Origin of the sequence: Nocardioides faecalis, assembly GCF_018388425.1 — a bacterium.
Classification (GTDB): domain Bacteria; phylum Actinomycetota; class Actinomycetes; order Propionibacteriales; family Nocardioidaceae; genus Nocardioides; species Nocardioides faecalis.
Genome location: NZ_CP074406.1, coordinates 2,412,714 through 2,435,190, shown reverse-complemented (window position 1 = coordinate 2,435,190; position 22,477 = coordinate 2,412,714). Strand labels below are relative to the sequence as shown.

Genomic DNA, 22,477 nt, shown 5'->3' with positions numbered 1-22,477 from the left:
TGATAGGAACGAACCATGGCCAGCCCCCGCGTGCGCAAGATCGCCGACCGGATCAAGGTGATCGTCGCCGAGATGCTCGAGCGTCGGATCAAGGACCCGCGACTGGGTTTCGTCACGGTCACCGACGTGCGGCTCACCGGCGACGCGCAGAACGCCACCATCTACTACACCGTCCTCGGTGAGGACGCCGACCAGCAGGCGACCGCGGCCGCGCTGGAGTCCGCCAAGGGCGTGCTCCGCTCCGAGGTGGGTCGTCAGCTCGGGATGCGGCACGTGCCGTCCCTGGCGTTCGAGTTCGACGGCGTGCCCGAGTCCGCGCGGCACCTCGACGAGGTGCTCGCCCGCGCCCGGCAGGCCGACGAGGCCGTCGCCGCAGCGCGCGCCGGCGCCCAGCCGGCCGGCGAGGCGGACCCGTACAAGAAGCCGCGCGCCGCCGACGACGACGAAGAGACGGCCGACGACACGGCCGACGATCTCGCGGACGACGACCGCGACGAGGACTGAGTCGACGATGGCCTCCTCCGGCCTCGTCGTCATCGACAAGCCCGCGGGCATCACCTCGCACACCGCGGTGGCGCGGGCGCGTCGCTCCCTCGGCACGCGCAAGGTGGGCCATGCCGGGACGCTGGACCCGATGGCCACCGGTGTGCTCGTCCTCGGCGTCGAGCGCGGCACCCGGCTGCTGGGCCACCTGATGCTGACCGAGAAGACGTACTCGGCCACCGTGCGGCTGGGCGCGAGCACCACCACCGACGACGCCGAGGGCGACGTCGTGGCCACCGCCGGCACCGCCCACCTCGCCGAGGCGGACGTGCGTGCGGCGCTGGAGGCGTTCCGCGGCGAGATCGACCAGGTGCCCACCGCGGTGTCGGCGATCAAGGTCGACGGCAAGCGCGCCTACGCCCGGGTCCGCGCCGGCGAGGACGTCGTGCTCGAGCCCCGGCGGGTGACGGTGCACGAGCTGGAGGCCGACGGCTTCCGCCGCGACGGTGAGCACCTCGACCTGGACCTGCGCGTGCGGTGCTCGTCGGGCACCTACATCCGCGCCATCGCCCGCGACCTCGGGGCCGCGCTCGGCGTCGGGGGACACCTCACCGCGCTGCGCAGGCACGCGGTGGGACCGTTCGGCCTGGCCGAGGCGAGCAGCGACCTCGACGACCTCACGGTGCTGCCGATCGCCGAGGCGGCCCGACGCTCCTTCCCGAGCCTGGACCTCGACGAGGAGCAGGCCCGCGACGTCCGGTACGGCCGGCCGCTGGAGCTCCCGCTCGAGGTGCTCACCGCGGTCTTCGCGCCCGACGGGGAGTTCCTCGCGCTCTACCGGCCCGACGGTGCAACGGCCCGCCCAGCCGCGGTCTTCGTGGGCTGAGCGGGCCATCTCGTTCCAGCACCGGCCTCCGCGCAGCCTGCGACCGTGGATGTGGGAGAGTTGCCGCCGTGCAGGTCTGGCGTGAATTCTCCGAGGTGCCGAGGGAGCTCGGCCGCACTGTCGTGACCATCGGCAACTTCGACGGGATGCACCTGGGGCACCAGCAGGTGGTACGTCGCGCGGGCGAGGTCGCCCGCGAGCTCGGCGTGGACCACGTCGTGGCGGTGACCTTCGACCCGCACCCGATCGCGGTGCTGCGCCCCGAGCACGCGCCGGCCACCCTGACGACGATCGAGGAGCGGCTCCGGCTGCTGGGTGAGGCCGGCGTCGACGACGTCCTGGTCGTCCCCTTCTCCCGCGAGATCGCCGCCTGGACGCCCGGGGAGTTCATCGACCGGATCCTGCTGGAGACACTGCACGTCAAGGCCGTGGTGGTCGGCGCGAACTTCCGCTTCGGCGCCCGCGCCGCCGGCGACTGCAACCTGCTGCGTGCCAACGGCAGCGGCAACGACTTCGTGCTCGAGGAGGTCACCCTCGACGGCGGTCCGCAGGTGTGGTCCTCCACCTATGTGCGGACCTGCCTGGCCGCCGGCGACGTCACCGGTGCGGCGGAGGCGCTGGGCCGTGAGTTCACCACCCGCGGCGTCGTCGTGGAGGGGGACAAGCGCGGCCGCGGGCTCGGCTACCCGACCGCGAACGTTCCCGTCCGTGCCGGTGCCGCGGCGCCCGCCGACGGCGTGTACGCCGGCCGGCTGAGGGTCCTCGAGGGACCCGACGCCGGCGTCGCCTTCCCCGCCGCGATCAGCGTCGGCACCAACCCGACCTTCGCCGGTGAGCGCGAGCGGCGCGTGGAGTCCTACGTGCTCGACCGCGACGACCTCGAGCTCTACGGGCGTGAGGTCGAGGTCTCGTTCACCGAGCGCCTGCGCGGCATGGTGCGCTTCGACTCGGTCGAGGACCTGCTCGCCGCGATGGCGAACGACGTGCAGGACGCGCGCAGCATCCTGGGGGACTGAGCCGTGGAGCCGCCCGTGCGTGACGGGGACGTCGCCGCCGCGGAGCGCTGGTTCGTCGACCACGGCCTTCCCTACTTCGTCGACGACCTGCGCGAGGGTGTCGCCCACGGCCTGCGCCGGGGGCGGATCACGACCGTGCTCGCCGCGGCGGCCGTCATCGGGCTCGTCGCGGGCGTCGTCGTCGGCGCGAGCCTCGGCGCGGCGAGCGGCGTCGGCGCGGGGATGACCACCGGCGGGCTGGTGCTCGCCTTGTATGCCGTGGTGACGCTGCGCGCGTGGTTGATCGTCGGCTGGGCGGTGCGCCGTGCCCTGGCCTCGCTCGGGCTCGCGCTGCCCCTGGTGACCCGGGCGCTGCCGCTGCTGCTGCTGTTCATCACCTTCTTGTTCATCAACGCCGAGGTCTGGCAGGTCGCGGCCAGCCTCGACGGCGGCGTGCTGTGGGTGACCGTGCTGCTCTTCGCCGGGTTCGCGGTCGGGTTCCTGCTCACCCGCCTGCCCGAGGAGCTCGACGACGTCGACCAGGAGGTCGAGGCGGACCAGCTGGTGGCCGCCTGCGCCGGCACGCCGCTGGAGGCCGCCGCGCAGCGCCTGGCCGCCCGGGTCGACCGGGTCGGCTCCGTGGACGCCCGGATCATGGGCCTGCAACGGGCGAACCTGCTGCTCGTGCTCCTGGTGGCCCAGGTGGTGCAGGTGCTGCTGCTGGCCGTCGCCGTGTTCGCGTTCTTCATCCTCTTCGGCGTGGTCGCCATGGACCCGCAGGTGGTCAGCCAGTGGACCGGCGGGCCGCTGGAGACGCTCAGCGGACCGGCGGGGGACTGGTTCGGGGAGCGCCTGAGCATCGACCTGCTGCGCGTGTCGATCTTCCTCGCCGCATTCAGCGGGCTCTACTTCACCGTCTATGCGGTGACCGACGAGCTCTATCGCCAGCAGTTCTTCTCCGTGGTCATCCGCGAGCTCGAGCGTGCCGTGAGCGCCCGGGTGGCGTACCGCTCCTTGCGTGAGGCCGACCTCGGAGGTCTCACGCCGACCGAGTAGGTCTCGTCGACCACCGCCTCCCGGGATACGGAGCCCGTCGTATGCGCTGGCGCCGGCGGGGGTACCGGTGCGGCACATCTACCGAAGGAGACCTGTCATGGGTTACGGAGTCGGAATCTTCCTGCTGGCGATCGGGCTGATCCTCGCCCTCGCCGTCCAGGACCGTGTCGAGGGCGTGGAGCTCACGCTCGTCGGCTGGATCCTGGCCGGGGTCGGGGTCCTGGGCATCCTGCTCACCCTGGCCAGCACGGCGCGCTCGCGCAGCTCCCGCACGTACGCCGACGGCACCCACGTGGAGGAGCGTCACCAGGTCCCGCCGCAGGCCTGAGAGGCACCCCTCGGCCGGCACCCAGCGATTGGGTGCCGGCCGAGCTGCGCTGTTAGCCTTGTTCGGTTGCCGTCAGAACGGCCGCGGACAAAGAGAGCTCCAGGATTTCAGGCTGGTGCGCCGCGCAACGAGCGAACAGGGAGTCACCATGGCAGTCGGTACCGACGCTGAGACCAAGAAGAAGATCATCGCCGAGTACGGCACCTCCGAGGGAGACACCGGTTCGCCCGAGGTGCAGATCGCGCTGCTGAGCCACCGCATCGCGCACCTCACCGAGCACCTCAAGACGCACAAGCACGACCACCACAGCCGCCGTGGCCTGTTGCTGCTCGTCGGTCAGCGCCGCCGCCTCCTGAACTACCTCAAGAAGACCGAGATCGAGCGTTACCGCTCCATCGTCGAGCGCCTCGGCCTGCGCCGCTGAGCACCTCGCGCATCTTCTGAACGGGCGACCCTCCAGGGTCGCCCGTTCTGCTTTTTCGGCCCAGGGTCGTTAGTCTGGCCGGTGACAACCAAGTCCCATCCCGCGCGGCAACGAGCCGCGCACGTAGGAATAAGAGAACATCTTGACTGAACCCGTCATCTCTGCCGTCGAAACCGTTCTGGACAACGGCAAGTTCGGCACCCGCACCGTCAAGTTCGAGACGGGCCTGCTGGCCCGCCAGGCCGCCGGCTCGGTGACCGCCTACCTCGACGACGACACGATGCTGCTCTCCGCGACCACCGCGGGCAAGCACCCCAAGGACCACTTCGACTTCTTCCCCTTGACGATCGACGTCGAGGAGCGGATGTACGCCGCGGGCAAGATCCCCGGCTCGTTCTTCCGCAGCGAGGGTCGCCCGGGCGAGGACGCGATCCTCACCTGCCGCCTCATCGACCGCCCGTTGCGCCCGACCTTCAAGAAGGGTCTGCGCAACGAGGTCCAGGTCGTCATCACCGTGATGGCGCTCAACCCGGACGCGCTGTACGACGTGCTGGCGATCAACGCCGCGTCGCTGTCCACCCAGCTCTCGGGCCTGCCCTTCTCGGGTCCGGTCGGCGCCACCCGCGTCGCGCTGATCGAGGGCCAGTGGGTCGCGTTCCCGACCCACAGCCAGCTCGAGAACGCTGTCTTCGACATGGTCGTCGCCGGCCGCGTCACCGAGACCGGCGACGTCGCGATCATGATGGTCGAGGCCGAGGCCACCGAGGACTCGTTCGCCAAGGTCGCCGGCGGCGCCCAGGCGCCGACCGAGGCCGTCGTCGCCGCCGGTCTGGACGCGTCCAAGCCGTTCATCAAGCAGCTGTGCGAGGCCCAGCAGGAGCTCGCCAACGTCGCCGCGAAGCCCGTCCAGGAGTTCCCGGTCTTCCTCGACTACGAGGACGACGTCTACGCCGCCGTCGAGGCCGCCGCGAAGACCGACCTGGCCGCCGCGATGACCATCGGCGACAAGCAGGAGCGCGAGGCCCGGACCGACGAGCTCAAGGCGGCGCTGCTCGAGAAGCTCGCCGGCCAGTTTGAGGGCCGCGAGAAGGAGCTCGGCGCAGCGTTCCGCTCGCTGAACAAGCAGGTCGTGCGCGAGCGCGTGCTGCGTGACAAGGTGCGCATCGACGGTCGCGGCCTGGCCGACATCCGTCCGCTGCACGCCGAGGTCGACGTCGTTCCGCGGGTGCACGGCTCCGCCCTCTTCGAGCGTGGCGAGACCCAGATCCTGGGCGTCACCACCCTCGACATGCTCAAGATGGAGCAGCAGCTCGACACGCTCTCCCCGGAGAAGTACCGCCGCTACATGCACAAGTACGTCTTCGCGCCGTTCTCCACCGGCGAGACCGGCCGCGTCGGCTCGCCGAAGCGTCGCGAGATCGGCCACGGCGCCCTGGCGCGTCGCGCGCTGGTGCCCGTGCTGCCGAGCCGCGAGGAGTTCCCCTACGCGATCCGTCAGATCTCGGAGTGCATGGGCTCCAACGGCTCGACGTCGATGGGCTCGGTCTGCGCCTCGACCCTGTCGCTGCTGCAGGCCGGCGTGCCGCTGAAGGCGGCCGTCGCGGGCATCGCCATGGGTCTGATCTCCGGTGAGGTCGACGGCAAGACGGAGTACGTCGCGCTGACCGACATCCTCGGCGCTGAGGACGCCTTCGGCGACATGGACTTCAAGGTCGCCGGCACCAAGGAGTTCGTCACGGCCCTGCAGCTGGACACCAAGCTCGACGGCATCCCGGCCGAGGTCCTCGCGAAGGCCCTCAACCAGGCCAAGGACGCCCGCCTCGCGATCCTCGAGGTCATGGGCGAGGCGATCGACGGCCCCGAGGAGATGTCGATCCACGCCCCGCGGATCATCACGGTCAAGGTGCCCGTGGACAAGATCGGTGAGGTCATCGGCCCGAAGGGCAAGGTGATCAACCAGATCCAGGACGACACCGGCGCGACCCTGTCGATCGAGGACGACGGCACGGTCTACATCGGCGCGACCAACGGCGAGGCGGCCGAGGCCGCCCGGGCCGCGGTCAACGCGATCGCCAACCCGACGATGCCCGAGGTCGGCGAGCGCTACCTCGGCACCGTCGTGAAGACCACCAACTTCGGTGCCTTCGTCGCGCTGATGCCGGGCAAGGACGGGCTGCTGCACATCAGCAAGCTGCGCGGCCTCGCCGGCGGCAAGCGGGTCGACAACGTCGAGGAGGTCGTCTCGGTCGGTCAGAAGCTGCAGGTCGAGATCGCCGAGATCGACGACCGCGGCAAGCTGTCGCTCGTCCCGGTCGTGGAGGACAGCGAGAGCACCGAGGGCGACGAGTCCGAGGACGCGTGAGCACTGCTCGCAAGGCGACGGCCGGTCAGCTTGATGCTGACCGGCCGTCGGCCGTTTCCCGTGCCTCCACGCACACGCTGGAGACCGTGCGCGACGACACCGGCCAGGTGACGTCGGTGGTGCGGCGCACCCAGCTGCCCTCCGGCCTGCGCATCATCACCGAGCAGATGACCGGCGCCCGGTCCGCCGCCCTGGGCGTCTGGGTCGGGGTCGGCTCCCGGGACGAGGACGCACTGACCCACGGTGCCTCCCACTTCCTCGAGCACGTGTTGTTCAAGGGGACCCGGGAGCGTTCCGCGCTCGACATCTCGATCCAGATGGATGCGGTGGGCGGGGAGTTCAACGCCTTCACCGCCAAGGAGTACACCTGCTTCCACGCCCGGGTGTTGGCCGACGACCTGCCGCTGGCGGTCGACGTGCTCGGCGACATGATCACCGACTCGGTGATCGCGCCGGCCGACGTGGACGCAGAGCGCGACGTCATCCTGGATGAGATCGCGATGCACGACGACGACCCCGACGACGTCGTGCAGAACCTGCTCGCCGAGCTCGCATGGGGCGCCGACGGCGACCTCGGCCGCCCGATCGCCGGTACCACGGACTCGATCGAGGCGATGACACCCGAGCAGGTCATGGACTTCTACCGGCGCCACTACGTCCCGGCCAACACCGTCATCTCGGTGGCCGGCGCGCTCGACCACGGTGCCGTCGTACGGGAGATCGAGAGGGCGTTCGCGCGCAACGGCTGGCTGGACGGCACGGCTGCCCCGCTGCCGCCGCGGCACCTCGCCATCGAGAGCCGCCCCCTGGTCCGCGGCGGGGAGGGCCGGGTCGCGCGGCCCTTCGAGCAGGTGAACCTGGTGGTGGGCCGCGAGGGACTCGACCGTGAGGACGAGCGACGCTTCGCGCTGGGCGTTCTGAACACCGCGCTGGGCGGCGGCACCTCCAGCCGGCTCTTCCAGGAGGTCCGCGAGATCCGCGGGCTGGCCTACTCCGTCTACTCCTTCGCCAGCCACTACACCGACTCCGGGATCTTCGGCGTCGCGGTGGGGTGCCTGCCCGACCGCACCGACGAGGTGCTGGCCGTGGTGCGCGAGCAGCTCGCCCTGATCGCCGCCGAGGGCATCACCGCCGACGAGCTCGCCCGCGGCAAGGGTCAGCTGGTCGGGGGGATGATCCTGGGGCTGGAGGACTCCGGCTCCCGGATGATGCGCTCGGGCAAGAACGAGCTCATACACGGAGACGTGATGGGTATCGACGAGGTGATCGAGCGCATCCGTGCCGTCACCCTGGGGGACGTCCAGGAGCTTGCCGCCGAGGTCTTCAGCCGGGAGGAGCTCCTGGCCGTGGTGGGTCCGGAGGTGCGCTCGTGAGCCGGCCCGGCTGACCTGTCGGGCCGGGCCGCTCCCGACAGGAGAACAGCGATGCCAGCCGTCCAGCCGCCCGACCAGACGAGTCCACCCGAGCAGGGGAGCAGCGGGGGCGACCAGCTCGTACCCGTTGGCGGGGGCAGACGGCTCTTCACCGCACCGCGGGTGTTCCTGCCGGCGGCGGGCCTGCTGGTGGCCTTCGTCGTGGTCACCGCGCTCGCTCCGGCCCGCACGGGGGAGCTCATCGGCCGGTTGAACCAGGGCGTCGTCCAGGACCTCGGGTGGTGGTACATCGCCCTGGTCACCGGCTTCGTGTTCTTCTCGCTGTGGCTGGCCACGTCCCGGATGGGGGACATCGTGCTGGGCCGCGACGACGACGAGCCCGAGTTCGGCCTCGGCTCGTGGTTCGCGATGCTCTTCGCGGCGGGCATGGGCATCGGGCTGGTCTTCTGGGGCGTCGCCGAGCCGCTCAACCACTTCGTGGCACCTCCGCCCGGCGCCGCGGCCGACACCCCCGCGCAGGCCGCACGGACGGCGATGGACACCACCTTCCTGCACTGGGGGCTCCACGCCTGGGCCACCTACGTCGTGGTCGGCCTCGCGATCGCGTACTCGGTGCACCGCCGCGGCAACCCGATCTCGATCCGCTGGGCCCTGCGCCCGCTCCTCGGCGACCGCCTGCAGGGTTTCTGGGGTGACGTCATCGACGTCATCGCCGTGCTCAGCACCTTGTTCGGGGTGGCGACCTCGCTCGGGCTCGGCGTCAGCCAGATCGGTGCCGGTCTCACCTACCTCGAGGTCATCGACGAGCCGACGACCTGGCTGCTCATCGCCTTGGTGATCGGGATCTCCGCCATCGCGCTGATCTCGGTGGTCACCGGCGTCGACAAGGGCATCAAGTGGCTGTCGAACATCAACATGGTCGCCGCGGTCGTGCTTGTGTGCGTCGTGCTGGTGGCCGGGCCGACCGTCTTCATCCTCAGCGACTTCGTGACCCAGATCGGCTCCTACATCCAGAACTTCTTCGAGATGTCGTTCAACGCCCGGCCCTTCCAGGCCGACGGCAAGGAGTGGCTCGGCGGATGGACGACCTTCTACTGGGGCTGGTGGATGAGCTGGGCTCCGTTCGTCGGCGTCTTCATCGCCCGGATCTCCCGCGGACGCACGGTGCGTGAGTTCATCGTCGGCGTGCTGCTGGTGCCGACGACGGTGACCTTCCTGTGGTTCTCTGTGCTGGGCGGCACGGCCCTGCACGCGGAGATCTTCGGCGACGGCGGCGTCGTGGCCGCAGACGGCAGCGTGGACACCAACACGGCGCTCTTCCAGGCGCTCGACCTGTTGCCCGCTGCAGCCGTGCTCAGCGGCCTGGCCATCTTCCTGGTGGTCATCTTCTTCGTCACCAGCTCCGACTCGGGCTCGTTCGTGGTCGGCATGCTCGCCTCCGGCGGCGACCCGAACCCGCCGGCGTGGAGCCGTGCGTTCTGGGCCTTCATGCAGGGCGCGGTGGCCGCTGTGCTGCTCTACGTCGGCCTGGAGGCTCAGAAGACCGACCCGGACGCGAACCCTCTGGGTGCGCTGCAGACCATGGCGATCCTGCTCGCGCTGCCGTTCAGCTTCGTGATGCTCGGCCTCGCCGTGGCCACCGGCAAGGCGCTGCTCGCCGAGAACCGGCTGCGGGTGCGCCGGGAGCGGCGCTGGCTGGCCGAGGCGGTCGCCGCCGAGGTCGCCGACGGCAAGGGCGAGGAGCGCACCGCACCGGCGGGGCGCGACTGAGACCACCCCGGGGCGTCGGGCGCCGTCGGCGCCCGGCCCCGGGTGAGTGGGCTCAGCGGCGGCCGATGATGCCGATGACCGGAGGGTTCTTGGAGTCCACGATGTAGACCCGGAACCCGCCGTCACGCAGCTGCGCGGACGCCTTCTCCAGGATCTCGGGGACCTGCTCGGGCCGGCTGGTGTCGAAGAAGAGGTTCACCGAGCCGCCCGGCATCAACCGCTCGTGCAGCAGCGCGATCTCCTCGTGCGCGTCGCGGACCCAGAACAGGTTCACGTCGAACGCGAAGACCTTGGTGAGCCGCTTGACCGGCACCCGCAGGGTGGCGAGGTCGATCTGGCGCACGGTCAGCTTGCCGGCCTCGAGGTGCTCGGCGCAGCGGGCCTTCGTGCGGTCCACCCCGGCCTCGGAGCGGTCGATGGCGAACATCTTCCCGCGACCCTCGAGGCGTCGACAGATGAGGTCGGCGGCAGCTCCGTTTCCGCACCCCACCTCGAGCACGTGGTCGTTGGGCTGGACGTCCATGAAATCCACCGCCCACCGGATCCGGGCCGGGATCTTGTTCACCATGGGGTCCAGCCTGCCAGAACCCCTGAACGGGTCACGCACTACCTTGGTGCTGTGGTTTCCCATGTGGCTGAGAACGCATCGTCGGGCCGTCTCCGGGTGGGGGTGCTCGGCGCCCGTGGCAAGGTCGGCGCCGAGGTCGTCAAGGCCGTCTGCGACGCCGACGACCTCGACTTCACCGTCGGTGTCGACCAGGGCGACCCGATCACCTCGCTGAGCGAGTCCGGCACCTCCGTGGTGGTCGACTTCACCCACCCCGACGTGGTGATGGACAACCTGCGCTACTGCATCGAGAACGGCATCCACGCGGTCGTCGGCACCACCGGCTTCGACGAGGCGCGGCTGGACACGCTGCGCGGCTGGCTCGCCGAGCACCCCGGCACCGGCGTGCTGATCGCGCCCAACTTCTCGATCGGCGCGATCCTGATGATGCGCTTCTCCGCGATCGCGGCACCGTTCTTCGAGTCCGTCGAGGTCGTCGAGCTGCACCACCCGACCAAGGCCGACGCCCCGAGCGGTACGGCGCGTCGTACTGCCGAGCTCATCGCGGCCGCGCGTCGCGAGGCCGGCAGCCCGCCGATCCCGGACGCCACCTCCACCGGGCTCGAGGGAGCCCGCGGCGCCGACGTCGACGGCATCCGCGTGCACGGTCTGCGCATCCGCGGCCTCGTGGCGCACCAGGAGGTCGTGCTCGGCGGGCTGGGGGAGACCCTCACGATTCGCCACGACTCCCTGGACCGCGTCTCCTTCACCCCCGGCGTGCTCACCGGGGTGCGCCGGATCGCAGACTTCCCTGGCCTCACCGTCGGCCTCGAGACGTTCCTCGACCTCGACTGACCTCGGCTGACCGGGCCCGTCGCGGCGGGGCGGCTCAGAGCAGGCGCAGCAGGGCCGCGAAGGCGGCCGAGCCGAACACGACCACCAGGAACGGCGCCCGCAGCCACAGCAGGCCCACAGCGAAGGCCAGTGCCGCCACCCGCGCGTCCAGGGCCAGCGCCCCGCCCTCGGGTGCGGCCAGCACCTGCACCGTGACCAACGCCGCGAGCAGTGCGACCGGCACGAGGTCCGCAACCCGGGAGACCACCGGGTGCGCCAGCACCGCCGGTGGCACGGACAGCCCCGCCAGCTTGAGCAGGTAGCAGCCGAGCCCGGCGCCGAGCACCGCCCACCAGATCACCGCAGCTCCTCCTGCCCCGGCTGACTCCCTGGCTGCGCCTTCGGCGGCGTCTCCGGCGGCGCCTCGCCGCGGCTCAGCGCACCGACGAGCACCGCCACCCCCGCCGCGACCAGGACCGGCACCCCGGCCGGAGTCACCGTGACCGCCCCGGCCGCGACGACGGCGGCCAGCGCCGCGACCAGCCGGGTGCGCGGCGTCCTCAGGCGCGGCCACAGCAACGCGAGGAACGCGGCGCCGACGGCCGCGTCGAGGCCGAGGTCGCGGGGGTCGCCCAGCTGCTCCCCGGCCACGGCCCCGAGAAGCGTGAACAGGTTCCAGAGCACGAAGATGGTGGCGCCGGTGGTCCAGAACCCGGTCCGGGCCAGCGCGCGGTCGCCGCGGGTCACCGCCATCGCGGTGGACTCGTCGATCAGCACCTGGGCTGCCACCAACCGCCGCCAGCCGCGATAGCCCAGCAGCGGCGCCAGCCGCAGGCCGTAGAGCGTGTTGCGGGTGCCTAGCAGCAGTGCGGCGAGTGCTCCTGCCAGCGGGGTGCCGCCGGAGCCCAGCACGCCCGCCATCGCGAACTGCGAGGCGCCGGTGAACATCAGCAGCGACAGCGCGCAGGTCTGGGCCACGTCGAGGCCGGAGGCGACCCCCACCGCGCCGAAGCTCAGCCCGTAGGTGCCGGTCGCGACGGCCACGCCCAGGCTGTCGCGCACGACGACCCGACGTGCGGTGTCCACCCGGCTCACCCGGCCTCTGCTGGCCGCCCGCGCCGCGCAGCGGCCGGGATCACCACAGCGCCGTGTGCAGGCGGACCTGCCGCACCACCGTGCCGGCGGCCTCCTGCAGCTCGCGGGTCGCCCCGTCCGTCGCCCAGCCGGCGCTGGTGAGGAAGGCGCGCAACGTGTCGTCGGTGGTGCCCACCCAGCACACGGCACGGGTGAAGCCGTCGGCCTCCAGGGTGTCCGCGCACGCCTGGAGCAGCCGTGAGCCGTGGCCGGCGCGGGTGCGCTCGGGGTCGACGGTGAGCTCCACGACCTCGCCGTCCGAGGCGGGGTCCGCGTCCGGGTCGCTGGCCGGCACGGTCAGGGCGAACCCGACGACGGTGTCGTGCGCCAGTGCCACCAGGGCGCGGTGCCGCGCCTCGGGAGGACGGGACAACGAGGCCCGCCAGGCCTCGGCCAGGTCCGTCACGCTCAGGCCGGCCACCGTGAGGCGGCCCTCGCCCGGACCGTCCTCGACGGCGCTGGTCCGGGTGGGGCCGTCCTCGGACGGCAGCGGGAGCGCCGCGGCGTCGTACCGCCGGCGCCAGCAGCGCAGCTGCACCGCGGCGATCCCCGGCGCGTCGGCCGGCCAGCCCACCCGTACGGAGACGTCGGCAGTGACCATGGCGCCATCCTCGCAGGCCGCTGGCGGCCTTCGCGCCGGGGCTAGTGTCGGCGACATGGAGATTCGCAACCTCGGAGCGAGCGGCCTGAGGATCTCGGCCATCGCGTACGGCAACTGGCTCACCCATGGCTCGCAGGTGGAGGAGGAGGCGGCGCTGGCCTGCGTCCGCCAGGCCCTGGACGAGGGCATCACCACCTTCGACACCGCCGACGTCTATGCCAACACCGCCGCCGAGACCGTCCTCGGCAAGGCGCTGGCCGGCGAGCGGCGCGAGGGACTGGAGATCTTCACCAAGGTGTTCTGGCCCACCGGGCCCGGTGGGCACAACGACCACGGCCTGTCCCGCAAGCACATCATGGAGTCCATCGACGGCTCGCTGCGCCGCCTCGGCACCGACTACGTCGACCTCTACCAGGCCCACCGCTACGACCACGAGACGCCGCTGGAGGAGACCATGCTGGCGTTCGCCGACGTGGTGCGTGCCGGCAAGGCGCTCTACATCGGCGTCTCGGAGTGGCGCGCCGAGGAGCTGCGCGCCGCCGCCGAGCTGGCGCGGGAGCTGCGGGTGCCCCTGGTCTCGAACCAGCCGCAGTACTCGATGCTGTGGCGGGTCATCGAGCCCGAGGTGGTGCCCACCTCACGCGAGCTGGGCATCGGCCAGGTCGTGTGGTCCCCGATCGCCCAGGGCGTGCTGACCGGCAAGTACCTGCCCGGCCAGCCGCCCCCGGCGGGCTCGCGGGCCACCGACACCAAGGGCGGTGCCGACAACGTCAGCCGCTGGCTCAAGGACGACGTCCTCGAGCGGGTGCAGCAGCTGAAGCCGATCGCGCAGGACGCCGGCCTGAGCCTCGCGCAGCTGGCGGTGGCCTGGGTGTTGCAGAACGACAACGTCTCCGCGGCGATCATCGGCGCCTCCCGGCCCGAGCAGGTCACCGAGAACGTCAAGGCGGCGGGCGTGAAGCTGGACGCGGAGACGATGGCCGCGATCGACCGGGTGCTCGACGGCGTGGTCGTCACCGACCCGGCCCTGACCCGCTCCCCGCGCCGCTCCGAGGTCCTGGGCTAACCGGTGGTGAGCCCGAACAGGTAGCGGCTCGTCGGCACCAGGTCGAGCCCGTCGGCGGCACCGAAGCGGGCACAGCTGTCCATCAGGGTGCCCAGGCGCCGCTGCAGCTCGGCGTCGTCGCCGCGGCTGCCGTAGAAGGCGTGCGGGTCGCTCATGGCCGCCATGTCGAACAGCTCCTCGACGATGCCGTGGACGTCGCGGCCGCTCTCGGTGAGGTGCTCGAGGACCGGGTGTTGGAGGTAGCCGAACGTGGCCTGGGTGTCGATCGCGACCTGGGTGTGGCGCTCCAGCCAGTCGCCGAGCCACGCCTCGGGCGTCATGGACGCCGGGCGGCGCAGCAGCGCGACGTTGGCCAGCGCCGGCGCGCGCTCGCCGTCCGGCACCGGCGGCGGTGACAGGGGAGTGCGCTCGGCGACCAGCCAGGCGGCGGCACCGGCGTCGAGACGTCGTACGACGTCCAGGGCCGCGGCCACGTCGGCGTCCCACACGCTCAGCAGCGCGGTCACCGGCACGCCGGGCCCGAACCGCATCGCGTCCGCGACGTCGGCGTCGTCGAGGTTGACCTGCAGCCGGGAGGCACCGGCGCGGGCCAGCTCGGTGCGCAGGGCGGGGGAGAGCAGGCGCTCCGGCAGCCCCGGACCGTGCAGGGCGGCGATCAGCTTCACGGCGTCAACCTAGCCGCGGCCGGTCCTCAGCGGTGGTAGTCCTCCGGCAGGGCCTGGCCGATCTTCACGCGCGCCTTGGGCATCCGCATGAACTTCATCTGCATCGCCCGGGTCAGCGCGTAGTAGGTGGTGCCCTTGTAGGACTCCTCGGGGAAGCGCCGCTTGAGCTCGCGCCGGATGCGGAAGCGCAGCACGAACATGTCGGTCACCACGAAGAGCACCGTCGCGAGCAGGATCAGGCTGCTGGCCTGGACCAGCGCGGAGCTGCCGGTGTAGCCCAGCAGCAGGCCGATGATCATCAGCGGGATGACCATCTCGACGATGGAGAAGCGGGCGTCGACGTAGTCGCGGATGAAGCGGCGCATCGGCCCGCGGTCGCGCGGCAGGAAGTACCGCTCGTCGCCTTCCTTCATGCCCTGGCGGATCTTGCGGCTCTGCTCGGCGCGGAGCTCACGCTGCTTGCGGGTCTGCGCCTTCTTGTCGACCGCGGCCTTCGCCCGGGCGCGGGCGGCCGCCTCGGCCTCCTTGCGGGTGGGCGTCGGGCGGCCCTTGCCGCCGGGCTTGACGACGACCGGCTGCTCGACCGGCTCGGACTTGGTGCGCTTGAACACGCTTCGGGCCTTTCTGACCACGCTGGGGTTGGGCTGCTGGGGACGACGCAGGTCGTCAGTCACGACTGGTCCTGCCGGGCAGGTCGAGCATCCGCTGCAGGGCGACCAGCGCCTCCGCCTCGGTCTTCGGGTCGACCTCGATGCGGTTGACCACGACACCCTCGACCAGGCTCTCCAGCGCCCACACCAGGTGCGGCAGGTCGATCCGGTTCATCGTGGAGCAGTAGCAGACGTTGCGGTCCAAGAACATGATGTTCTTGTCCGGGTGGGCCTTCGCCAACCGCTGGACCAGGTTGAGCTCGGTGCCGATGGCCCAGCTGGTGCCGGGCGCGGCCGCCTCGATCTTGTTGATGATGTACTCGGTGGAGCCCACGAAGTCCGCCTTGAGCACCACCTCGTGCTGGCACTCGGGGTGCACCAGGACGTTGAGGTCGCTCACCCGCGCCCGCAGGTCGTCGATGACGTCGGCGCTGAACCGGCCGTGCACCGAGCAGTGACCCTTCCACAGGATCATCCGGGCGTTGGCGAGCTCCTCGGCGCTCAGTCCGCCGTTGGGCTTGAACGGGTTCCACACCACGCACTCGTCCAGGCCGATGCCCAGCTCGAGGACGGCGGTGTTGCGCCCGAGGTGCTGGTCGGGGAGGAACAGGATCTTGGTGTCGGGGCCCTTCTGCGCCATCGCCCACTCGAGAGCGACCTCGGCGTTGGAGGAGGTGCAGACCACGCCGCCGTTGCGACCGCAGAACGCCTTGATGTCGGCGCTGGAGTTCATGTAGGTCACGGGCACGACCTGGTCCTGCACGCCGGCGGCGGCGAGCGCCTCCCACGCCTTCTCCACCTGAGCCAGCCGGGCCATGTCGGCCATAGAGCAGCCGGCGGCGAGGTCGGGCAGCACGACCTTCTGCTCCGGGCCGGTGAGGATGTCGGCGGACTCGGCCATGAAGTGCACGCCGCAGAACACGATGTACTCCGCGTCCGGCCGCGCGGCCGCGTCCCGGGCCAGCTTGAAGGAGTCGCCGGTGACGTCGGCGAACTGGATGACCTCGTCGCGCTGGTAGTGGTGCCCGAGCACGAAGACCCGCTCGCCGAGCTTCTCCTTGGCCGCCCGCGCTCGGGCCACCAGGTCGGGGTCGGAGGCTGCGGGCAGGTCGCCAGGGCACTCGACGCCACGCTCGGAGAGGGGGTCCGAGCCACGGCCCAGCGGCAGCAGCGGGAGGTCCACGGTGGTCATGGGGTCATCCTAGTTCGGGCAAGTCCGTGGAGTTCGAGCGCGGTGGGCCGCCATAACCGTCATCATGTCGTCATGCGTGTTTTGGTGGCCCCTGACAAGTTCGCCGGCACCCTGACTGCGGTGGAGGCGGCCGAGGCCATCGCTGTCGGCTGGCACCGCCACGCGCCCCAGGACGAGGTGGTGCTGGCGCCGATGTCTGATGGCGGCCCCGGGTTCGTGGACGTGCTGCACGCAAGCCTCGGTGGCGACCTGCTCGCGGTGAGCGTCGCCGGCCCAGCCCGCGCAGGCGACACCGGTGACACCCAGGTCCCCGCGACGCTGCTGCTGGTCGGCGGCACGGCGTACGTCGAGAGCGCGCAGGCCTGCGGGATCCACCTCACCGGCGGCCGGCACGGGGAGCGGCACACCACCGCGGGGGTGGGGGCGCTGGTGAAGGAGGCCGTGGCGGCGGGCGCGCAGCGAGTGGTGGTGGGCCTCGGCGGCAGCGGGACCGTCGACGGTGGCGCCGGCCTGCTCGCAGCGCTGGGGGCGCGCGCGGACGTGCCGCTGGACGCCGGCGGAGCGATGCTGCGCGGCGTGCGCACGGTCGACCTGCGCCCCGCTCGGGCCGTCGTCACCGGCGTCGATCTCGTCGCCGCCACCGACGTCGACAGCCCGCTGGCGGGGCTCTTCGGTGCGGCCAAGACGTTCGGGGCCCAGAAGGGCCTGGACGAGGGGGCGCAGATCGTCGTCGACGGCTACCTGCAGGAGCTCGCGCTGGCCACGGACCGGCGCCTCGCACTGGAGCCGGGTGCCGGCGCCGCCGGCGGCCTCGGGTTCGCGCTGCTGCTGCTCGGCGGCGCGCGGGTGCCGGGCTTCGCGCTGGTCGCCGACGCGGTGGGCCTGGCCGAGCACGCGCGCCACGCCGACATCGTGATCACCGGGGAGGGCTCCTTCGACTTCTCCAGCCGGACCGGCAAGGTGCCCGCCGGCGTCGCCGCGGTCGCAGCCGAGGCGCTGCGCCCCTGTGTCGTGCTGGCCGGCGAGGTCCTCGTCGGGGCCCGGGAGATGCGGGCCCTGGGCATGGACGGCGCCTACTCGCTGGTGGACGCCTTCGGTCGCGAGCGCGCGTTCGCCGACCCCGCCGGCGCGCTGAGCGACCTGGCGGCTCGGGTCGCGCGCACCTGGTCCGCCTGAGGCGCGGCAGAACACACCCTCCCGGGTGGAACATGTTCTAGTCTGAGCGCCGTGGCAGACATCACAGAACGATTCGACGCGCTCCGTGCCGCCGAGGACGCCGCTCCCGCGGACCTCGACGCGCTGTGGTCCGAGCTCAGCACCGTGACGGTCCCCGAGATGCTCGGGGCGTGGCGCGGCGGCGACTTCGCGACCGGGCACGTGCTCAGCGACGTGCTGCGCAAGATCCGGTGGCACGGCAAGCGGTTCGAGGGTCCGCTGGTCGCGGTGCCGCTGGTGTGCCGCGACGAGGCCGGCGAGCTGTACTCCAACACCAAGGCCGCCGGCGGCGGCGAGGCGTCGCTGTGGGAGGTCGGCTTCCGCGGCGAGACGACCGCGACGATGGTCTACGACAACCTGCCCGTCCTGGACCACTTCAAGAAGGTCGACGACGACACCGTGATGGGGATCATGAACGGCAAGCTCGACAGCGCCTTCGGCATCGCGGACCTCTACTACTTCTGGCTGGAGCGTGAGGCATGAGCATCCGGACGACGGCAGTGCTGGTCGAGGAGCCGGGCGGTCCCTTCGTCCTCGGTGAGGTCGAGCTGGACGAGCCCCGAGAGGACGAGGTGCTGGTGCGCATCGTCGCCACCGGCCTGTGCCACACCGACCTCACGGTGCCGACCATGCTCCCCGCCGAGATGATGCCGATCGTCGTCGGGCACGAGGGCACCGGCGTGGTCGAGCGGGTCGGCGCGGCGGTCAGCGGCATCGAGGTCGGCGACCACGTCGTGCTCAGCTTCCGCTCCTGCCGAGCGTGCGGCCCCTGCCTCGCCGGCGACGTCGGCTACTGCGAGCAGTCGCTGCTGCTCAACTACATGGCGATGCGCCCGGACGGCTCGACCACGATGCGGCGCGAGTCCGGTCCGGTCTTCGGCAGCTTCTTCGGCCAGTCCAGCTTCGCGCGGCACGCCCTGGCGTACGCCGACAACGTCGTCGTCGTGGACAAGTCGCTCGACCTGACGCGGCTGGCTCCCTTCGGCTGCGGGTTCCAGACCGGCGCCGGGACGGTGCTCAACCTGTTGCAGCCGGCGGCCGAGGACCCGCTGGTGGTCTTCGGTGCGGGCGCCGTCGGGCTGGCAGCGATCGCCATGGCCCGCGGGCTCGGGGTGAGCACGGTGGTCGCGGTCGACCCCGCCCCCGGGCGCCGCGCCGTCGCGGAGAAGTACGGCGCACTCGCGCTGGACCCCGCCGCGGAGGGGGAGCCGGACGTCGCGGAACGGGTCAAGGCGCTCACCGGCGGTGGAGCGCGCTACGCGATCGACACCACCGCCCTGCCGGCGGTGGTGCTGCAGGCGCAGCACTCGCTGCGCACCCGCGGGATGCTCGTCGCGCTGGGCCTGGGGGCGCCGGAGTACACGATCGACGCCATCGACCTGCTGCAGACCGGCAAGATCGTGCGCTCCTCGATCGAGGGCGAGTCCGACCCCCTCGTCACCGTCCCCGAGCTCATCGAGCACCGCAGCGCCGGGCGCTTCGACGTGGACCACCTGGTGACGACGTACCCGTTCACCAAGATCGCCGAGGCCGTGGCGGACTCCGCGGCCGGCACGGTCGTCAAGCCTGTTCTGGTGTGGGAGGAATAACCGGCGTTGTGCGAGGATTGTGGCTAGGCGAGAACCGAAACCCACGACTTTGGAGTGACCATGAGCGACCAGTGCTGCGGAGGCGCCCACAACCACGAGGCCCCGAGCGCGACCACGACCGTCGCGGAGCCCGTCACCTTCGAGCGGCGTGAGGACCAGATCAACCTCAGCCCGGTGGCGGCGGCCAAGGTGAGCAGCCTGCTGGCGCAGGAGGGGCGCGCCGACCTCCAGCTGCGGATCTCGGTCCAGCCGGGTGGTTGCAGCGGCCTGCGCTACCAGCTGTTCTTCGACGAGCGCAGCCTCGACGGTGACGTCGTCACCGACTTCGACGGCGTCTCCGTCGTCGTCGACCGGATGAGCGTGCCCTACCTGAACGGTGCCGTGATCGACTTCGTCGACACCATCGAGAAGCAGGGCTTCACCATCGACAACCCGAACGCGACCGGGTCCTGCGCCTGCGGCGACTCCTTCCACTGAGTCCTATGCAGGGGTGAACGACCCCGCACAGCAACGAGGCCCCCGCCGTCCGGCGGGGGCCTCGTTGCGTCCTGGGCCGCTCAGTCCAGGTGCAGGTGCAGCGCGTTGGCGAGGCGCTGTGCGGCCGCGGAGATCGCGATGTCGCGCTTGGCGACCTCGCGGGGGAACTCGTCGAAGTGGATGCTCGGGGCGGGACGGGTCGCCTTGACCGCGGCCCGGGCGAGCTCCCGGTTGACTGCCATGAAGTCGGCGTGCAGGTCGGCGGGGGTGGCGATCTCCTCGTACGGCGTCATGGCCACGACGCTAAGCGTTACCGAGGGGTACTCCCAGTGGGACCGGCCGTCGGCATGGGAGGTCTGCGGTTAACCTTTCGTTTCGTGACTGCTCCCACGGGCTCCTTGCTCATCGCCGGCTCGATCGCGACCGACCACCTCATGACGTTCGGCGGCAAGTTCGCCGACTCCCTCGTCGTCGAGCAGCTGGACAAGCTCTCGGTCTCGTTCCTGGTCGACGACCTCGAGATCCGCAGGGGAGGAGTCGCTCCCAACATGTGCTTCGGCCTCGCCCACCTGGGGCTGCGCCCGGTGCTCGTCGGCGCCGCCGGTGGGGACTTCGCCGACTACCGGTCCTGGCTCGAGCGTCACGGCGTGGACTGCGACTCGGTCCACATCTCCGAGACCCAGCACACCGCCCGGTTCGTGTGCACCACCGACTCCACCATGGCCCAGTTCGCCTCGTTCTACCCCGGGGCGATGAGCGAGGCCGCCCAGATCGAGCTCGCGCCGATCGTCGCGCGCGTCGGGGAGCCGACCTACGTGCTGGTCGGTGCCGACGACCCCGACGCGATGCGCCGCCACACCGACGAGTGCCGCCAGCGCGGCTACCCGTTCATCGCCGACTGCTCCCAGCAGCTGGCGTTCGCCGAGGGCGACCTGATCCGCGACCTCATCGACGGCGCCGCGATCCTGTTCTCCAACGAGTACGAGTCCCACGTCATCGAGAAGAAGACCGGGTGGTCGGCCGAGGAGATCCTCGACCGAGTCGGGTTCCAGGTCACCACGCTGGGCAAGGACGGCGTCCGGGTCACCAGCAAGGACGGCACCTCCTTCGAGGTCCCCGCCGCCAGCGACGTCGCCGCGATCGAGCCCACCGGCGTCGGCGACGCGTTCCGTGCCGGCTTCCTGGCCGCCCTGTCCTGGGGCACCTCGCTCGAGCGGGCGGCCCAGGTCGGCTGCGTCCTGGCCGCCTACGTCGTGGAGACCGTCGGCACCCAGGAGTACTCCTTCACCCACGCCGAGTTCGTCGAGCGCGTCCGGGGCTCCTACGGCGACGCCGCAGCCGACGAGGTCGCGACCCACCTGGCCTGAGCCGCCGGTCGGCGAGCCCTCGGTCGCCGAGCCCCCGCTGCGCGGCTCAGCCGAGACGTCGTACGACGTAGCGCGGGGCGCCGTCGTCGGCGACGTCCTCGCCGACGTACTCCTGCCCCCGCATCCGGCACCACGCGGGCACGTCGTGCCGGGCGGCGGGGTCGTGGGCGACGACGGCGAGCCGTTCGCCGATCGGCACGGAACCCAACGCCTTGGCCAGCTCGATGATCGGTCGCGGGCAGGGCTGGTCGCGGCAGTCGAGCTCGCGCACCACGGCCCCGGTCACAGCCCCGCCCGACGCCGGATGTCGGTGACCGCCTCGCGCAGAGCACGGCAGAACGCCTCCACCTGCTCCTCGGTGGTGTCCCGCTCCAGGGAGACCCGCACGTTGCCGTGGGTGAGCGCGCCCATCGCGGCCAGCACGTGGCTCGGCTCGAGGGTCGAGGCGGTGCACGCCGACCCGCTCGCCACCGCGAAGCCTCGTCGGGCCAGCTCGGTCACGATCTCGTCGCCGGCCACGTAGAGGCAGGAGAAGGTGACCAGGTGCGGCAGCCGCTGCACCGGGTCGCCGACGACCTCGGTGTCGCCCAGGTCGAGGGCGGCCGCCCGGATCCGCTCCACCAGCCGGAACTGCCGTGCGGCCACCTCTGCGCGTTCGGCCAGCACGGCCTGCAGCGCCGCCGCGGCGGCGAGGGCGCCCGGCACGTCCACGGAGGCCGCGTCGAGGCCGTCGAGCCCTTCGTCGCCCGGCAGGGCCGGGCTCCAGCGGGTGCCGCGGCGCACGGCCAGCACACCCACGCCCGCGGGACCGCCCCACTTGCGGGCGGAGGCGGTCAGCACGTCCCAGCGCTGCGGCAACCGCACCCGTCCCACCGCGGCCGCGGCGTCCACGAGCAGGGGCACGTCCTCGGGCAGGTCGACCTCGTCGACGGGCTGGAGCGTGCCCACCTCCTGGTTCGCCGCCTGCAGGGCCACGGCGGCGACCCCGGGGCGCCGCGCAGCCTGCGCCAGCGCGGTCTCGTCGACCCGGCCGGTGTGGTCGACGGGCACCCGCACGTGGGCGCCGGAGCCGTGCCCTGAGCCGTGCCCTGAGCCGTGCCACGACAGCGCCTGCAGCACCGCTGAGTGCTCGACGGCGGAGGACACCACGGACCCACCCCCGGCGGGGGAGAGGAGCCCGAGGAGCCCGCGGTGCACGGCGTCGGTGCCCGAGGCGGTGAACCCGACCTCGTCGGCGCGCATGCCGAGGCACTCCGCGACCACCGCCCGCGCGTTGTCGAGCAGCAGGCGTGCGTCGCGACCGGGCCCGTGCAAGCGGCGCGGATCGGCGTAGCCGCGCTCGAGCGCAGCGAGGAGCGTGTCCCGCGCGGCGGGGTGCAGGCGCTCGGCGGAGGCGGTATCGAGGTACACCTGCGGGGTACTGCTCACGTCCCGACCCTAGAGCAGACAGCATGGCGTGGGCC

The 22,477-nt window shown here is 71.8% G+C and carries 26 protein-coding genes; 16 read left to right on the top strand and 10 right to left on the bottom strand.

Annotated elements, in window-relative coordinates; all coding sequences use genetic code 11:
• The first annotated feature begins 15 nt into the window (after window positions 1-15).
• The 9 genes from rbfA to KG111_RS11280 all read left to right on the top strand — a co-directional run bounded on the left by rbfA (window position 16) and on the right by KG111_RS11280 (window position 9,677).
• On the top strand, window positions 16-504 hold the full coding sequence (gene rbfA / locus KG111_RS11320; RefSeq protein ID WP_205292720.1) for a 30S ribosome-binding factor RbfA: 489 nt from the start codon (window positions 16-18) through the stop codon (window positions 502-504).
• Window positions 505-511: 7 nt separating this feature from the next.
• Window positions 512-1,369 carry a tRNA pseudouridine(55) synthase TruB gene (truB, locus tag KG111_RS11315; protein WP_205292719.1) on the top strand — a complete coding sequence of 286 codons (858 nt, stop codon included), beginning with the start codon at window positions 512-514 and terminating at the stop codon, window positions 1,367-1,369.
• A gap of 68 nt (window positions 1,370-1,437) precedes the next feature.
• Complete coding sequence (locus KG111_RS11310) at window positions 1,438-2,385, top strand: bifunctional riboflavin kinase/FAD synthetase (RefSeq protein WP_205292718.1); 948 nt, start codon at window positions 1,438-1,440, stop codon at window positions 2,383-2,385.
• A gap of 15 nt (window positions 2,386-2,400) precedes the next feature.
• A complete protein-coding gene (locus tag KG111_RS11305; RefSeq protein WP_240196075.1) occupies window positions 2,401-3,420 on the top strand; it encodes a hypothetical protein in 1,020 nt (339 codons plus the stop codon).
• 97 nt (window positions 3,421-3,517) lie between these two features.
• The gene (locus tag KG111_RS11300; protein ID WP_205292716.1) at window positions 3,518-3,748 is read left to right on the top strand and encodes a DUF6458 family protein; all 231 of its coding nucleotides are present in this window, start codon (window positions 3,518-3,520) and stop codon (window positions 3,746-3,748) included.
• Between the two features lie 148 nt (window positions 3,749-3,896).
• Window positions 3,897-4,172 (top strand): 30S ribosomal protein S15, encoded by a 276-nt coding sequence (gene rpsO / locus KG111_RS11295; RefSeq protein ID WP_205292715.1) that lies wholly within the window; start codon window positions 3,897-3,899, stop codon window positions 4,170-4,172.
• A gap of 142 nt (window positions 4,173-4,314) precedes the next feature.
• Window positions 4,315-6,534, top strand: coding sequence for a polyribonucleotide nucleotidyltransferase (locus tag KG111_RS11290; RefSeq protein ID WP_205292714.1), 2,220 nt, complete (start codon window positions 4,315-4,317; stop codon window positions 6,532-6,534).
• A gap of 86 nt (window positions 6,535-6,620) precedes the next feature.
• Entirely contained in the window at window positions 6,621-7,907 is a 1,287-nt protein-coding gene (locus KG111_RS11285; protein ID WP_249666093.1) for a M16 family metallopeptidase, read from the top strand.
• Window positions 7,908-7,958: 51 nt separating this feature from the next.
• On the top strand, window positions 7,959-9,677 hold the full coding sequence (locus tag KG111_RS11280; RefSeq protein ID WP_205292712.1) for a BCCT family transporter: 1,719 nt from the start codon (window positions 7,959-7,961) through the stop codon (window positions 9,675-9,677).
• Between the two features lie 52 nt (window positions 9,678-9,729).
• Here KG111_RS11280 and KG111_RS11275 read toward each other — a convergent pair whose 3' ends face one another.
• A complete protein-coding gene (locus KG111_RS11275; protein ID WP_205292711.1) occupies window positions 9,730-10,245 on the bottom strand; it encodes a class I SAM-dependent methyltransferase in 516 nt (171 codons plus the stop codon).
• Window positions 10,246-10,308: 63 nt separating this feature from the next.
• Between KG111_RS11275 and dapB the strand changes: the two genes are divergently transcribed.
• Window positions 10,309-11,079, top strand: a complete 771-nt coding sequence (dapB, locus tag KG111_RS11270) for a 4-hydroxy-tetrahydrodipicolinate reductase (RefSeq protein WP_205292710.1) — start codon at window positions 10,309-10,311, stop codon at window positions 11,077-11,079.
• Window positions 11,080-11,113: 34 nt separating this feature from the next.
• Here dapB and KG111_RS11265 read toward each other — a convergent pair whose 3' ends face one another.
• The 3 genes from KG111_RS11265 to KG111_RS11255 are packed head-to-tail and all read right to left on the bottom strand — an operon-like array spanning window position 11,114 to window position 12,793.
• Window positions 11,114-11,419 (bottom strand): AzlD domain-containing protein, encoded by a 306-nt coding sequence (locus KG111_RS11265; protein WP_205292709.1) that lies wholly within the window; start codon window positions 11,417-11,419, stop codon window positions 11,114-11,116.
• A complete protein-coding gene (locus KG111_RS11260; protein ID WP_205292708.1) occupies window positions 11,416-12,153 on the bottom strand; it encodes an AzlC family ABC transporter permease in 738 nt (245 codons plus the stop codon). The genes KG111_RS11265 and KG111_RS11260 overlap by 4 nt, the downstream gene beginning before the upstream one ends.
• A 40-nt stretch (window positions 12,154-12,193) precedes the next feature.
• Window positions 12,194-12,793: a GNAT family N-acetyltransferase gene (locus KG111_RS11255; protein WP_205292707.1), complete on the bottom strand. Its 600-nt coding sequence runs from the start codon at window positions 12,791-12,793 to the stop codon at window positions 12,194-12,196.
• Window positions 12,794-12,848: 55 nt separating this feature from the next.
• Between KG111_RS11255 and KG111_RS11250 the strand changes: the two genes are divergently transcribed.
• Window positions 12,849-13,859 carry an aldo/keto reductase family protein gene (locus KG111_RS11250; protein ID WP_205292706.1) on the top strand — a complete coding sequence of 337 codons (1,011 nt, stop codon included), beginning with the start codon at window positions 12,849-12,851 and terminating at the stop codon, window positions 13,857-13,859.
• Here KG111_RS11250 and KG111_RS11245 read toward each other — a convergent pair.
• The 3 genes from KG111_RS11245 to nadA are packed head-to-tail and all read right to left on the bottom strand — an operon-like array spanning window position 13,856 to window position 16,366.
• On the bottom strand, window positions 13,856-14,524 hold the full coding sequence (locus tag KG111_RS11245; RefSeq protein ID WP_205292705.1) for an EthD domain-containing protein: 669 nt from the start codon (window positions 14,522-14,524) through the stop codon (window positions 13,856-13,858). The two genes, KG111_RS11250 and KG111_RS11245, sit on opposite strands and share 4 nt — an antisense overlap.
• A 26-nt stretch (window positions 14,525-14,550) precedes the next feature.
• The gene (locus KG111_RS11240) at window positions 14,551-15,198 is read right to left on the bottom strand and encodes a DUF3043 domain-containing protein (RefSeq protein ID WP_249666092.1); all 648 of its coding nucleotides are present in this window, start codon (window positions 15,196-15,198) and stop codon (window positions 14,551-14,553) included.
• The gene (gene nadA, locus KG111_RS11235) at window positions 15,191-16,366 is read right to left on the bottom strand and encodes a quinolinate synthase NadA (protein ID WP_205292704.1); all 1,176 of its coding nucleotides are present in this window, start codon (window positions 16,364-16,366) and stop codon (window positions 15,191-15,193) included. The genes KG111_RS11240 and nadA overlap by 8 nt, the downstream gene beginning before the upstream one ends.
• A gap of 72 nt (window positions 16,367-16,438) precedes the next feature.
• On the opposite strand from nadA, the gene KG111_RS11230 reads away from it, so the two are divergent.
• Genes KG111_RS11230 through KG111_RS11215 form a run of 4 tightly spaced genes read left to right on the top strand, consistent with a single transcriptional unit; the run spans window position 16,439 to window position 19,647 of the window.
• Window positions 16,439-17,542, top strand: coding sequence for a glycerate kinase (locus KG111_RS11230; protein WP_205292703.1), 1,104 nt, complete (start codon window positions 16,439-16,441; stop codon window positions 17,540-17,542).
• 51 nt (window positions 17,543-17,593) lie between these two features.
• Window positions 17,594-18,064, top strand: coding sequence for a DUF4334 domain-containing protein (locus tag KG111_RS11225; protein WP_205292702.1), 471 nt, complete (start codon window positions 17,594-17,596; stop codon window positions 18,062-18,064).
• Window positions 18,061-19,170, top strand: a complete 1,110-nt coding sequence (locus tag KG111_RS11220) for an NAD(P)-dependent alcohol dehydrogenase (RefSeq protein WP_205292701.1) — start codon at window positions 18,061-18,063, stop codon at window positions 19,168-19,170. Before KG111_RS11225 ends, KG111_RS11220 begins: the two co-directional genes overlap by 4 nt.
• A gap of 60 nt (window positions 19,171-19,230) precedes the next feature.
• Complete coding sequence (locus KG111_RS11215; protein ID WP_240196074.1) at window positions 19,231-19,647, top strand: HesB/IscA family protein; 417 nt, start codon at window positions 19,231-19,233, stop codon at window positions 19,645-19,647.
• 80 nt (window positions 19,648-19,727) lie between these two features.
• Here KG111_RS11215 and KG111_RS11210 read toward each other — a convergent pair whose 3' ends face one another.
• Complete coding sequence (locus KG111_RS11210; protein ID WP_205292700.1) at window positions 19,728-19,940, bottom strand: hypothetical protein; 213 nt, start codon at window positions 19,938-19,940, stop codon at window positions 19,728-19,730.
• Window positions 19,941-20,081: 141 nt separating this feature from the next.
• Between KG111_RS11210 and KG111_RS11205 the strand changes: the two genes are divergently transcribed.
• Window positions 20,082-21,014 (top strand): carbohydrate kinase family protein, encoded by a 933-nt coding sequence (locus tag KG111_RS11205; RefSeq protein WP_240196097.1) that lies wholly within the window; start codon window positions 20,082-20,084, stop codon window positions 21,012-21,014.
• Between the two features lie 46 nt (window positions 21,015-21,060).
• Here KG111_RS11205 and KG111_RS11200 read toward each other — a convergent pair whose 3' ends face one another.
• Window positions 21,061-21,300, bottom strand: a complete 240-nt coding sequence (locus tag KG111_RS11200) for a sulfurtransferase TusA family protein (RefSeq protein WP_249666091.1) — start codon at window positions 21,298-21,300, stop codon at window positions 21,061-21,063.
• Entirely contained in the window at window positions 21,297-22,442 is a 1,146-nt protein-coding gene (locus KG111_RS11195; protein ID WP_205292698.1) for a cysteine desulfurase family protein, read from the bottom strand. Before KG111_RS11195 ends, KG111_RS11200 begins: the two co-directional genes overlap by 4 nt.
• Window positions 22,443-22,477 lie beyond the last annotated feature (35 nt).